Origin of the sequence: Nonomuraea sp. C10, from assembly GCF_008017515.1 — a bacterium.
GTDB lineage: Bacteria > Actinomycetota > Actinomycetes > Streptosporangiales > Streptosporangiaceae > Nonomuraea > Nonomuraea ferruginea.
In genome coordinates this window covers 4,265,941-4,278,496 of the sequence record NZ_VPFF01000001.1, presented here as the reverse complement: position 1 = coordinate 4,278,496, position 12,556 = coordinate 4,265,941, and the positions used below count along the sequence as shown (strand labels likewise).

The window sequence follows — 12,556 nt, the reverse complement described above, 5'->3', positions numbered from 1 at the left end:
GTTATTTGTGGCGATATGAGCTATGTGGGACGAGTGTCTAATTCTCTGAAAGTGCTCCAGATTAGCCCTATCGCTCGACAAACCTGCAGGTCGTCGAGTGTGCTCCCCGCGCACGCGGGGATGGTCCCAGGGCGTGCGGCATGACCAGCACCCCGACGCCGTGTTCCCCGCGCGCGCGGGGATTGATTCGCCGGAACGGGCGCGCTCGAAACCTCGACGAAGCGGAGTGCTGGCAACCCATGCCTCGACTGCGGGCTCGTCAACCGAACAGATGCAGAATCCTGTCGGCCTGTCGCTCCAGGGTGCCCACCGGATTGTGGGGGGTCGCCGGCCCGTCGGGGCCGAGTCGGAGGAACCAGCCCAGCGCGACCAGACGGCGAAAATCACGCACCCGCTCCGCCTCACCCGGAAAGAGGTCGAAGCAGGCGAGCAGTTGCTCCGCGTCGAAGTTGCCGTCGAGGCGGGAAATGTGCTCGCAGAGCTCGCCGAGTTCGAAAGCGCGATCGCTGCGGCCGGAGTCCTCCCAGTCGATCAACCGACGCGGCGTTCGTGATCGTCCCACAAGTAGTTCGCGTGGTTGCCGTCCGCCAGCCCGAGGACCGGCGGCAGAGGATTCGTGGCGAGTTTGTCAGGGGTGGTGGAGGCCAGCCAGGCGGCCCCCGCGCGGAACGCCTCCTGGACGCGGGAGTCAGTGCCGAGGTGGGGCCGTTTGCCGGCCCACGCACGGGTCTTGTCCACGGCTGCCGCGGGCTCCCAGGCGGCGGGTTCAATCTCTTGCACCACCTGGGGCGGGATCTGGTGCAATCGGTTCAGCGCGGCGGCCGTTGCCTTGACCTGCTCATCGGTGGCGTGCTCACCGCGCAGGACGTGGCCGGGCAGCCTGCTCATGACGATCATAGGAGGGTGAGCGTCGAGCGCGGCCTCCACCGGTGCGGGCGCCAGCCCGGGCGCGTGTTCGGCGAGCAGCGTGAGCACTGCCCATTCCCGGTGAGGCTCTCCTCGTTCCCACAATGTGTAACGCTTGATCACGACATCGTGGCGGAATTCGAGGTCGTGGGTGCATCGGCCGACCGTCATGCGCTCGCTTCGCCCTTCCTGTCCCTTCGGCCGCGAGGCGGCGGGTTCTCTGGGCCGTCCCCCTGACGGGAATCGTTCACCTACCATCTAGATCATCCCTGTGATCGGGCTCTTAACCGGGTGGCGCCAGAGCGTCCCGCATTACCTCGGTGGCGGTTCGGGTCGCATGCTGGAGGTCATCGAGCAGATCCGGAATGTCCCCGCGCCCTAACCCTGCCGCGTTCACCATGGCGGTCAGCGTAGGTCCGTCATCGCCGACGGCGTGCGGCGCGCCGTTCAAGAGTTCCCAGGCCGCGTACGCATCCGAAGAAGCCACAGCCGTGCTCGTCATCTTCCGAGCCACGTCCGCCGCCCCGCAGCCGCCGGGGGCCAGCCCGAGAACGCACAACCCCAAGCGCACCTGGAAGACCACATGCTCGGGCTCTGCTGGAAGCCGCAGATAGGCGTCGACCATGGGTGAGATGACCGGATCGGCCAGCTGGTCGGCGAGGCGCGGGCACAGCGTGCGCAGGCAGGCCGCAATCGCCTCCTCCCACGGCGCTTCTATGGGGGTTGAGTCCAGTAGGTGAGCGGCTTCGTCATGGTGACCGGCGGTCGCGCGGGCGATGATGGAGACCTGGCGCCCCTCGTAGAGGAGTTCTCCGACGCCGTGGTGTTGCTCGGCGTGGTGAAGCGCCTCAGTCCATCGGCCGGCCCTGGCCAAGGCCCTGCTGCCGTCGACGAGGAGGACAAGCCGCATCCACTGCACCGTCTCGGGCCGGTCCTCTTCGGTGACGAGGTCGGCCAAGTCCACCTCTCTGCCGGTGACGACCGTGGACGCTCGGTCGCGGAGCCCGTCGTACAGACCCCGGAACACCCGGTAAGCGCCATCTGGATCGCCGTCGCGGACGAGCAGACGACCGAGGTTGATCAGCGGTTGCAGCGCCAGCTTGGCCGTCGCCGCGGGGTAGGGACGGCGCGTGAGGAAGACACCAGCCTGCTGCCAGCACAGATCCTGCGCCAGGTTGGGCAAGCCGCAGTCGGTGGCGATCAGCGCGGCCACGTTGAACGCCTCCGCGGCCCGAAGAAGCGCGTCGTCGCCGCGTCGCGCCGCGAGATGAGCGCGGTCACGAACGCGAGCGACACGCTGTTCGAGTGAGCGGCACACCGCCCGCGGGCGCGGCACGAGCGGGAAGCAGCGCGCCACCTCCTGCAGGGGCGCGACCGGCTGGGCGGCGTCGGTTCTGCTCACCTTCGTGCCTCCTGTCTACGGGTGGCCGGCCGGGGAAGCCGCCGCGGTCACCGGATATCTACAGGCTGGAGGCCCCGTCCTTCAGGACGGGGAGGAAGCCGGAACGGTCGGACACTGTGGTCTCCTGGTTTTGTCGGTGGCGGTCGGTAGGTTGATCGGCGTGTCCCGCTACCGGCTCCAGCCTTCGCCTGTCCAGGAGCAGGCGTTGCTGGAGCATTGCGGGCATGCCCGGTATGTGTGGAATCTCGCGGTTCAGCAGCACGCTTGCTGGAAGTCGGGCCGCAAGAGTGCGCCGGGGTTCGCCGAGCAGTGCCGCCAGTTGACCGAGGCGCGGGCAGCGTTCGAGTGGTTGCGGGCGGGGTCGATCATCGTTCAGCAGCAGGCGCTGAAGGACTTCGCGCAGGCCATGAGCAATTTCTTCGGCGGCAGCCACCGTCGTCCGACCTGGCGCAAACGCGGGCGGAGTGAAGGGTTCCGGATCGTCGCCGTCAAAGCGGGTGACGTGCGCCGCCTGTCGCGCCACGTGGGCGAGGTGAAGGTTCCGAAGGTGGGGTGGGCGCGGTTTCGCTGGTCCCGCGCTGTCCCCGAGGGGGTGAAGTCGTACCGGATCACCCGCGACCGTGCCGGGCGATGGCATGTCGCGTTCGCCGTTATCCCGGACCCGATCCCCGTGCCGGGCCTGGGTGAAGTGGTCGGTGTCGACCGTGGCGTCGCGGTCTCGGCGGCCCTGTCCACCGGCGAGATGCTGGATGCCCCCGGTCTGCGTAAGGCGGAGAAGGCCCGCCTGCTCCGGTTGCTGCGCAAGCTGGCGCGGGCCGAGCGGGGGTCGAACGGGCGCGGTAAGGTGAAGGCCGCCATCGCCCGGCTGAAGGCGCGCGAGAGCGACCGGCGCAAGGACTGGGTGGAGAAGGTCAGTACGGACCTCGCCCGCCGGTTCGACGTGATCGCCGTCGAAGACCTGAAGATCCGCGCCATGACCCGGTCGGCGGGCGGCACTGTCGAGGCGCCGGGCCGGAACGTGCGTGCCAAGGCCGGGCTGAACCGGGGCATTCTCGCCGCCGGGTGGGGTGCGCTGGTGGAGCGGCTGGGGCATAAGGCGGCCGGCCGCGTCCTGAAGATCGGCCCCGCGTACACGAGTCAGCGTTGCTCGGCGTGCGGGATCGTGGACCGGGAAGCGCGTGAGAGCCAAGCGCGTTACCGGTGCCGGTCCTGTGGATACGCGGGCAATGCCGATGTGAACGCGGCCAGGAACATCGCACACGCGGCAGGGCATGTCGTGTCTGCGCGGGAAGGGCCATGGAATGCCGGGCCGGTGCACCGCGAACCTCAACGCGACCTCCTCCTCGTGGGATAGTTGCGGTTGGAATCCCCGTGCTTCAGCGCGGGGAGGATGTCAACACACGACGGTCAGGCGGGCGCCAGGCCGGTCGATGCGGTACCCCGGCGATAGCTGCTCGTCGAGCGTGCCGGCTGGATGGGCGGTGATGAAGGGTCGCGACGGCCGTTCCCTGTCCCACTCATGCAGCAGTTCGGCCGTCTGCTCGGCGAGCTTCGCGCTTTCGGGACCATGGGCGATCACACCGAGCTCGTGCGTCTGGCGTCCTGGTACGTGCTTGTCGAGAGGGCGCAGTGCCAGGTAGGCGATGCTGGTGTCGTCGTACAGAGTGGCTCCGCTCCAGCGCGGCGCGGGCGTGACGAGGCCGCGGTCGCGGGCCTGCGGCCCGGCCGCCAGCCGGGCGAAGCGGCTGCCGGTGGTGACCAGCCACAGATCGAGATGTCCGACGGGTTGATCGTCGCGGATTCGGATGCCGGTCCAGACCTGGTGGGCGGGATGCTTCAAGGCCTGCGGCAGATGCTCGCCTTCCTGCGACGGGCTGCCGTCGAGGTGAAGTACGACGTCGTGGGCGAGTTGCAGCTCACGCCCGGCGTGGAACGTCGAGCCGCGCATGGGCACGAACCCGCACACCAGGGCCGACGTGGAAACCATCCGGTCGGGCTGGTCGCGGTCGAACGCCAGCGAGCGGGTCAGACCACTGTCATGCAGGAGGACCGGGACGACCATCCGGCCGCCCTCGGCGAGCTGCCGCCACCAGGCGGCGGTCAGATCCCACGCGCCGGCGGTGACGATGAGCCGGTCATACGGGCCGCCGGCGGGATGGCCGTCGGCGCCGTCACCACAGATCACCTCCACCTGCTCATATCCCGCCGCACGCAGACCACGGCGGGCCTCCTGGACGATGTCGTCGTCGATATCGATCGTGACCACGCGCCCGTCCGGGCCGGCCAGCTCCGCCATGAGGGCCGCGTTGAAGCCGGTGCCCGCGCCGATCTCCAGCACGCGGTGGCCGGGCCGGATGTCGAGCTGTTCCAGCATTGCGGCCACGAGGTTCGGGCTGGAGGCCGAGGAGATCGCTGAGCCGTCCGCGCCGTACTTGGTCGTGACGACCTTGGGCGCGTAGGCGTCCCGCAAGTCGACGCCGGGCAGGAACAGGTGCCGGGGCACCGTCCGGAACACGGCCTCGACTCGCTCGGACTTGAAGGTACCGCGGTCGCGGATGTGGTCTGCCAGCTCGTCGCGAAGCCGCTCGGGGCTCGGGTCGGTGTCCGTGCGGGTCGTCACTGAGGAGAGCGTAGCCGCAGGTGACGGCAACTGGCGGGAGGTCGGGGCGTCCTCGATGCCCGGGGTGTGATGGAACACGACCCGGGCAGCCGTCGCCGAGAAGAACGCCTGATGGCGTGCGGAGATACCTACTCGGTTCCACGCGAACAGGACGTGATGGGCCAGTACGGAGCGCAGACCGCGAGTGAGGCGGCCGCTCTTGGCCAGGGCCGCGAGCCGGACGCCGGTCTCGTGGAAAGCACCCGTCCAATCCGGAGCGGCCGCCAACGGGCTGGATGGGCTGCTGCCGCGCGCGGTGATGAGCGTGCGGACGGCGGCCAGTTCCACGTCCGTGACCTGGTTGGGGAAACTCGCCGGAAGGGCGGCCGGCCGGTGCGCGGCGACCTTGTCCCACACGTCGCCCTGCTCGTACCAATCCAGGCCGGCCCCGCGCAGCAGGGTGCTGGCCAGCATCAGACCCAGCTCACGCCGGTGATCTCGGTCCAGGAGCCGATCATCGAGCTGGTGCAGGTAGTGGAGGATGTTGCGGCTGTCGGCGTGGAAGAGGTCGTGTGCGACGTTCATGGCCTCGACGCCGCCGAACGGGTGGATCTCCGGCTCATACATCCCCCAGACCCACTGGGCGATGTCGCCGCGCTCCCGCAGACCGCCCATGGCTTCCCGCAGGAGCGCGGCGGCCTCGTCGTCCTTGCCGGGGGCGGGCATGCAGCGGATCAGCCATTGGGGGCCCTTACGGGTGTACCACCATGAGGTGATGACCCGGTGCTGCTCGGCTTCGGCCAGGAGCGGCCGGAGATGCGAGGCGGCTATCGACTCAGCGGCCCGCCAGTCGTCGCTCGTCATGTTGACCTGGCGCCATGGGCTGGTGCTGTCGGTGTTCATCGGTTCGGCTGTCCAATCGCGGGCTGGGGTTGGTCAGGTGATGAGCAGGCAGACTTGCCAGTCGTCGCTGGTGCCGACGGTCATGGTGTGCAGGACGAGCGCGATGCCGGCGCGGCCCTCGATCAGCCCGTCGTGCTCGGCCTGGTCGGCGTGGTCCAGCAGCGTGGTCAGCAGACGCGGCAGGTGGGTGGCGAGTTCTCCGGTCGAGTCGTCGACGGTGGCGTGCCATACGGTGGCCAGGAGTCCGGCCCAGCCGTGGCATAAGGCGGGGCCGCGGATGCGGGAGAGCTGGGCGGGGTCGGACAGGCATGCCGCGAGTGCGAGCTCGGCGCGTTGCCAGCGGGCGTGGTCGCCGGTCGCGATGCCGGCGAGCTGCAGGGCGCGGGCGATCCCGGGGGTGCCGTAGCACCAGGAGGGGCGCGCCGGTCCGTGCCGGGCGGGACGTGCGTCGAGGTGCTCGCCGATGTTCACCCGCTCTGGCCACCAAGGGCCTGTTGGGCCCTCTTGCCGCCAGCGGTCCAGCCAGAGGCAGATACGTTCGATGGCCTCGGCGTGGCCCTCGACGGTGAGCCCGCGCCGCATGCTGGTGGCGAGCAGCGCGAGCGGGCCGGCGATACCGTGCGCCATCCCATGGTCGGCGAACCCCCCGTGGAAATCGGCGGGTGGGCGAGCCAGCGGAAGGTCGGTGGTCCACCAGCCGGGAAGCTCGGTCCGGGCTTCGTCGCCTGGCAGCGGCTGGGTGAGCTTCACCAAGTAGGCGAGAACCTCCCGGAACAGCAGTCCCTGCGGGTCGCGCCGCAGCAGGTGCGCGCCCAGCCCGGTCATGCCGCGTACGAGATCGAACTCGTCCCGGCTGGGGCGTTCGACGGCGGCCAACCGGGCGTGTGCGGCGGCAAGGCGGCCTTTCACGATCATGGTGACGCTTGCGTCCAGCTTCCGCAGCGCCGTTCGGTAGCGGCCGCTGGGGGCGGTCGTGGCCATGGCGAACGCGAGTGCGGGCGCCCCGAACCACAGGCCCGCCCGGTCGCAGGCGTTGATCTCCTCGCGGGTGGAGCACTCCAGCCAGTCGTCCTACCCGAGTCCACGCGGCCAGTCCGGCGTGCGCGCGTACGGCATGCAGGAGGGCGATTCCAGCGGCGCCCTTGGACAGCGACTGGTGCCGCCAGCGAGGGCTGGACGGACTGTAGTCGTGGCCGGGGTCGGGTGGTGGGGGCGTGGCCAGGGCATCAGCTATCCGGTCAGCCGTCTCCACGGCCTGGGCCGTGTGGTGCAGGCCGGTGAGTGGCGTCATCGGTGGCTCTCCTTCCGGCGCGGCGCGGCCACCGCCAGGGCGATCGCCCGAGCCAGTCGCAGAGACATCCGCTCGGATTCGGGGTCGATGCCGAGCACGCGGATGTGATGCAGGTGCAGAAGCGACACCAGCACACCAGCGGGGTCCAGATGGGTGCCGGTGAGAAGGCCGGAGTAAGCGGCGCCGGCGGCTGCGCGCGCGTGCCAGGCCGCCGCAACGCAGGGACCGGCCGGCAGACCTCGTAGCGCTGCCCCGTCCGGGTCGGCCAGGCCCATCGCCTGCCGTAGCACCGCCCGGTCGCATCGGGAGTCCGGAGCAGGGCGGGGATGGTCGATTAGCCAGCGCATGGCTGCAGGCCGGGTGCCGGTCATCGCGGCCACGAGGTCGACCATGCTGGCCGCGGTGAGTGCCTGCGGGCGAACGGCCCGGGACGTGGCCACTGCGCGAAGCTGTGCCAGCGCGGCGGCGGAGTCGGCGGCGAACAACGTCTCCGCGGCCTGCAGAGCGGGGCCGGACCCGTAGCGGGCCGTTTCGGGGTGGTGGGTGTCGAGGACCAGGTCGCCGATCAAGCCGTGTCGGCGCAGGCCGGCGGCCCAGACCCCGACGCGGTGGGCCGCGGCGCCGTAGTCCTCCGGGCGGGGTAGGCGTAGGCGGAGCCTCACGTGCGGGGCAGGGTCGCGGTAGCGGATGAACCACCACGGCGGCGGCCTCTCGCCCCATGCGGTCAGGAGGTCAGGCAGGTGGCCGACCAGGAGGGCGTCGTGGACCTCGGGCGCTGCGTACAACTTGACCGACAGCAGGCGCGAGCCCGGCAGTTCGTCGTGCTCCGGTTCGATCAGCGGTAGCGGCGCGGAGCGGGCCAGCATGGCGGGCGGAGCGGCGGACGCCAGAGGGAAGACGATCTCGTGGGCTCGGCCCGCGAGCCATCCGTGATCGGCGGCGGTCGGCGCCTCGGCCACGACGGCGGCCGGGCCTACGGCGTCGAGGTGAGCGCGCAGCAGCGCCATGTCCATGGGCTCGTCCAGGCTCAGCCGCAGCAGCCGGTCCGCTTCTCCGACGTGCACGCTGGCGGGCAGGCCCAGGTGTGCGCGCAGCTTGGTCATCGCTGCCGTCCACACCGGCCAGGGCGCTTGCGGCCCGGGCAGAAAGCCGTCGGGAAGCCGCCACCGGGCAGGTGCGAGCACGGTCCGGCCGTACCGTAGCCGGGGCAGGAACGGCAGATGCGTTGCGGCTCCCCAGGCGAAGGGCGAGATCGTGACTGCCCGGGCGCGCGGCAGTTCGAACAGCAGCCGCGCGAGCGGCGGGATCGCCTGCAAGGAGGCCGCGTGCGGCAGGACGGGTTCCACCACCCGGCGTCGCGACAGCGACACCAGATACAGCCGGGATTTGTCGGCGGTGACCGCCAGGTCCTTCACACGGATCCGGTCGGTCTGGGCGGCGCGGTGCTCGCCCAGGCTGATCACGTCCGGGAAGATCCTCGGGGCGTGGGCGACGTTCTGCATGTGCACGGTGCGCGGCGGGAACGCCAGTTGGGCAGGCAGCGCCCCCTCCACTGACACGGGCAGGCCGGCGTACACGTCGGCCATCCGTTGCCGGTCGGGGGCGGGCATCAGGTCCAGGAACCGGCCGGTTCGCGCCATCCCCGACCTGCCTGTACCGATCACCGCGAGCCTGAACACTCCGTCGGCGAGCGCGGCTGGCGTGGGAGAACGCACCTCGGCGCACAGCTCCACATGCGGCGCCACCTGGAGATCGTCCACACTGCCGGCCGTCAGGCGGTCAATGGCGGCGTCATCGAGGGCGACCTCCCGGGCGCCGTCGATCGCCGCCTGCTGCGCGAGCGCGAGCAGGCGCTGATCGCGTAGCGACAGACCCCGCGTGCTCGGCTGGTCGGGGTGCGCGAAGTGCGCGGGGTAGCCGAGCCCGGCCACACCGTCCACGAGTTGCTCGACCCGGACCAACGCCCCGATCCCGTACCGTGCCAGGAACCTCGCGTGGTAGTCCTGCCACGCCGTATGCCCGGACGGGGCGGGGGCCAGCCGCAGCAGCGCGTCGGCGGCGGCCTCCACTTCGCGCGCGACCGCCGAGGGCAGCACCACAGCGCGGCCGAGCCGCAGGTCGGTCGCCAGCGGCTGGTCGACCACGTTCGCCACCGCGCGCATCCGGGTGCGTAGCTCAAGCCGGTCGAGCGGGGCGTCCTCCTGGAGGTGAGCGTGGATCGCGCGCAGTTCTGCGACCAGCGGCGCGGCCGTGCCGAACGCGCCGTCCCCGACGGTCTCAATCTCGCGGAGCCGTTCGAGAACATGGGCGAGGCCGTCCGCGTTGGTCGAGGGAGGGCGGAGGTTGCTGATCAGGACTCCCAGCGCCATCAGCTCGGAGAGCATCGCGTCGAGGGCAGAGGAGGGGACGCTGAGTTCGATGGACAGCTTGTCGATCAGCTCGCTGACGGGGACAGGGGAATGCGCGCTCTGGACGATCGCCCGTACGACGGTGCCGTAGCGCACCGACACCTCCGGCGTCGGGCCGTCGCTCATCATCGAGGCATGGGGCTGCCAGCCCACGACCAGCCGGTTTCCGTGTGCGATGGCGAAGTCATTCATCTCGACGAGTAGTCGGCGCCGCAGAGTGGAGCACATCTCCAGCCGGCCGATGACAGCGGCCAGCCACGCCGCGTCCGCCCGCGCATGAACCGCGTGGTTCGCAGGCCAGTAAGCCGAGACCGTCTCGCCGAACCGCACGGGCGCCACGCCGGCGAAGATTCCGAATGGGGTGGCGCGGCCGCGCATTCGCACCAGGTATCGGGCGAGCGTCACCACCATGCGCCGAACCTGGCCAACGCTGGGGCGATGCCCAGCGCACACGGCGTTGACGCGGTCGGCGAACGCCGGGCTGGCCACGGTGACCGCTTCTGCGATGGACGGTTCAGCCCACACGCCGGCCAGCCAGGCGCATCCACTGGCTGCATTGTCGCCGTCCAGGGCGGGCCAGGGCGGCAGGTTGAGACAGCCGGGGTGGGTAGCCGCGCGGATCAACGCCGCGTCAACATGCCGGTATGTACGCGAACGCTCGTGCGAAGTCACGTGATGCCTCCGCGGACTGAGTCTGAGGGAGAGGAGGGTTCCCTCCAGCCGAGACGACCGGAGGGAACTCCGAGGGGCCGCAGCTAGCAGTCGCCGCCGGCCACGGTGTCGCACCCGTTGTCCGTGCTGCAGTTCAGCGCGGCCGCCGCGTCGCCGGTGTCGGCCAACCGCACGTCGAGATCGAACTCGTCGGGCGTGAGAGTTCCCGCAGACTTCGGAGTTTGTGCAGGCATGGAGGTTCACTCCTTCTGTCGGTTGGTGGTGCAGGACATCCTGAGCCGCCGCCGGGTGGTGCGCAGTGTCCCAGGAGCTGGTGGGGTGTGCCGGAGTCCGCCTGCGGCATCGAGAGGCCGCGCCGTGGTCACCTGCGCAATGGCCGGCGGGTTGTCATGTCACGATCATGACCCCTGCAGGTCGGCTGCCATCAGCAGGTCGCGCAGTCCTTCCACGTTCGCGTGGCGTAGCGGCTCGCTTTCCTGATCGCCGACGGGCCTGGCGCACCAGTCACCGTGGCGGCCACCCGGTGAGCGTTCGCGCCAGATGTCCCAGTCAGGGAAATCGCCCTGCAGGACCTCGACCGCCGATGGAACGCAGCCGAGGGGGGTTAGGTCTTCGCGCACGTTCTGACGCTACGAGTGAGGACACACCGCCTACCAGCGGCGTAACGCAGCGGTTTCTGCCTGGTCGCTGCGGAACTACCACGTTGCGCGGTAGTCGGGTTCAGCCGGTGAGGGAGAAGAACTCCACGAGCGCCCGCTGATCGGCGGTGAGCTTCCGTTTCGTACCGCCGGTGACGAGTTCTCTCGCGGTGTCTTTGCCGAGTTGCTGATAGCGCAGCCAGGCCGGCGCACGCAGGCGCAGCCGCGTCATGATCTCAGTCGCTCGGGCCACGTCACCGATCCGCAGATGAGCGCGGGCGCAGTCCAGTAGTGCCCTGTTCCAGGTGCTGGAGTCAGTCCGGCCCACGTCGCGCGGCAGTTGCTGGTAGAGCTCGACGGCCCTGCCGTGGTCGCCGGCGATCATGGCGTTTTCCGGCCGCATCAGTGCAGCGGTGAGCGGTCCGAACGATGATCCTCCCGATGGGCGGCTGTGCTCGTGTCCCATGCGAGTGCCGGCGAGGATGGCCAGGCTCACGAACTCTTCCGCGCGGTCCGGCTGGTTGTCCCTGGCCGAGGCCGCCGATGCGCGTGCCAGCAGCCAGCCCCAGGCGTCGAGCTCGGCGATGTCGGCGGTGGACATGCGAGGTTCGACGGCGTCGGCCGCGGCCGCGCAGAGCCGCATCACTTCGGAGAAGCGGCCCTGCCGCATCATCGCCCAGGCTTGTACGGTGACCGCCGCGGCCGCGAGTGACATGTCGCCGATGGAGAGCGCGTCGCGTTGGGCCTCTTGGACGGCTGTGAGAGCCAGGTCATGCGCGCGGACTTGGATGAGGTAGCGCGCTGCGAGGTTCAGCGCATCCGACCTCAGCCGGACGGCACTCTCCCTATCGGTGTCCGGCACGTTGTCGGCGTGGTAGCGCGCGGAGAGAATCAGGGGCGGCAGGAATTCGGCGACCTCGTCATAGCGGTTGCTGTGGTACTGGGCGCCGAGGTTGCCGATCGCGTTCTCCAAGCGGGGCAGGGAAAGGTCTTCGGAGTCCGCGCTTCCGAACAGCCGGTGCCCCGACAGGTCGATGGCCGGCGCGATGGCCGCGCGCAGGGGAGCCAGGACCAGGTCGCTGGTGCTGTCGAGGACGGGCTCGGGGACTCCGGATCGGACGAACGTCATGGTGACCACGTTCAGCGCCCGGGCCAGCGCGTGGTACGTCTCCATGCGCGCGGTGCCGCCTTGTTCGATCTTCCGGATCACGGAGATGCTGATCCCGCTCGCTTCCGCGAGTTCCTCTTGCGTCATGCCGCGCAGCACGCGCAGTTGGCGGACCTGATCGCCCACTTCTGATTCGCCCGCTGCGGATGGATCGATGGCGCTGCTCACGCGTTCCACCTCCTGGCCTCTGCTCTCAGGCTAGGCGCGGATCCGCGGCCAGTCAGGGCCTTATGACGAAGAAGCGGCCCCCGGGCGAACCATGGAGAGCCAACATGGCTGCTTGGAGCGCCCGGCTGTGCTCTCCGTGCGCGCGCGGGGAACCGTATGGCGCTCTGGCGGTCGCGGCGGGGATGGCGCAGTCCCCACCGTGCGGGGTGCCCCAGGGCGACGAGGCGGCCGAAGATCTTGCCGGGTTGCTGTGAGGTGACCTCCTCGCGGGGGTGACCTCACCACGTGCCGTGTGGACGACTGCTTCACCTCCTGCACGGTGGAAAACCAGGCTAGGGGCTGCACGCCAAGCGCTGCTGAGCGGCGATCCGCCTAGGTCGGGTGTTGGTCAGGTCGCTACA

The 12,556-nt window shown here is 70.0% G+C and carries 10 protein-coding genes; 1 reads left to right on the top strand and 9 read right to left on the bottom strand.

Annotated features, from left to right (window positions below; translation table 11 throughout):
• Positions 1–259: 259 nt before the first annotated feature.
• From FR742_RS19640 to FR742_RS19630, 3 genes are all read right to left on the bottom strand, one after another.
• Positions 260–535 (bottom strand): hypothetical protein, encoded by a 276-nt coding sequence (locus FR742_RS19640; RefSeq protein ID WP_148032288.1) that lies wholly within the window; start codon positions 533–535, stop codon positions 260–262.
• On the bottom strand, positions 532–1,077 hold the full coding sequence (locus tag FR742_RS19635; protein ID WP_187281218.1) for a phosphotransferase: 546 nt from the start codon (positions 1,075–1,077) through the stop codon (positions 532–534). The genes FR742_RS19640 and FR742_RS19635 overlap by 4 nt, the downstream gene beginning before the upstream one ends.
• Positions 1,078–1,189: 112 nt before the next feature.
• Entirely contained in the window at positions 1,190–2,308 is a 1,119-nt protein-coding gene (locus tag FR742_RS19630) for a hypothetical protein (RefSeq protein ID WP_148032286.1), read from the bottom strand.
• A 160-nt stretch (positions 2,309–2,468) separates the two neighbouring features.
• Between FR742_RS19630 and FR742_RS19625 the strand changes: the two genes are divergently transcribed.
• The gene (locus FR742_RS19625; protein WP_148032285.1) at positions 2,469–3,662 is read left to right on the top strand and encodes an RNA-guided endonuclease TnpB family protein; all 1,194 of its coding nucleotides are present in this window, start codon (positions 2,469–2,471) and stop codon (positions 3,660–3,662) included.
• A gap of 39 nt (positions 3,663–3,701) precedes the next feature.
• On the opposite strand, the gene fxlM is transcribed toward FR742_RS19625, so the two are convergent.
• From fxlM to FR742_RS19595, 6 genes are all read right to left on the bottom strand, one after another.
• Entirely contained in the window at positions 3,702–5,810 is a 2,109-nt protein-coding gene (fxlM, locus tag FR742_RS19620) for a methyltransferase, FxLD system (protein WP_148032284.1), read from the bottom strand.
• A gap of 33 nt (positions 5,811–5,843) precedes the next feature.
• The gene (locus FR742_RS19615; RefSeq protein WP_261808867.1) at positions 5,844–6,848 is read right to left on the bottom strand and encodes a lanthionine synthetase C family protein; all 1,005 of its coding nucleotides are present in this window, start codon (positions 6,846–6,848) and stop codon (positions 5,844–5,846) included.
• A 249-nt stretch (positions 6,849–7,097) separates the two neighbouring features.
• On the bottom strand, positions 7,098–10,181 hold the full coding sequence (locus FR742_RS19610; RefSeq protein WP_222708988.1) for a lantibiotic dehydratase: 3,084 nt from the start codon (positions 10,179–10,181) through the stop codon (positions 7,098–7,100).
• A gap of 83 nt (positions 10,182–10,264) precedes the next feature.
• A complete protein-coding gene (locus FR742_RS19605) occupies positions 10,265–10,414 on the bottom strand; it encodes an FxLD family lanthipeptide (RefSeq protein WP_148032283.1) in 150 nt (49 codons plus the stop codon).
• 165 nt (positions 10,415–10,579) lie between these two features.
• The gene (locus FR742_RS19600; RefSeq protein WP_148032282.1) at positions 10,580–10,801 is read right to left on the bottom strand and encodes a hypothetical protein; all 222 of its coding nucleotides are present in this window, start codon (positions 10,799–10,801) and stop codon (positions 10,580–10,582) included.
• A gap of 100 nt (positions 10,802–10,901) precedes the next feature.
• Positions 10,902–12,155: a helix-turn-helix domain-containing protein gene (locus tag FR742_RS19595; RefSeq protein ID WP_148032281.1), complete on the bottom strand. Its 1,254-nt coding sequence runs from the start codon at positions 12,153–12,155 to the stop codon at positions 10,902–10,904.
• Positions 12,156–12,556: the final 401 nt, after the last annotated feature.

What these genes read in the sequence shown, in the direction of transcription:
- FR742_RS19635 (WP_187281218.1), bottom strand. Translation starts at nt 1,077, where the DNA reads ATGACGGTCGGCCGATGCACCCACGACCTCGAATTCCGCCACGATGTC.
- fxlM (WP_148032284.1), bottom strand. Translation starts at nt 5,810, where the DNA reads ATGAACACCGACAGCACCAGCCCATGGCGCCAGGTCAACATGACGAGC.
- FR742_RS19605 (WP_148032283.1), bottom strand. Translation starts at nt 10,414, where the DNA reads ATGCCTGCACAAACTCCGAAGTCTGCGGGAACTCTCACGCCCGACGAG.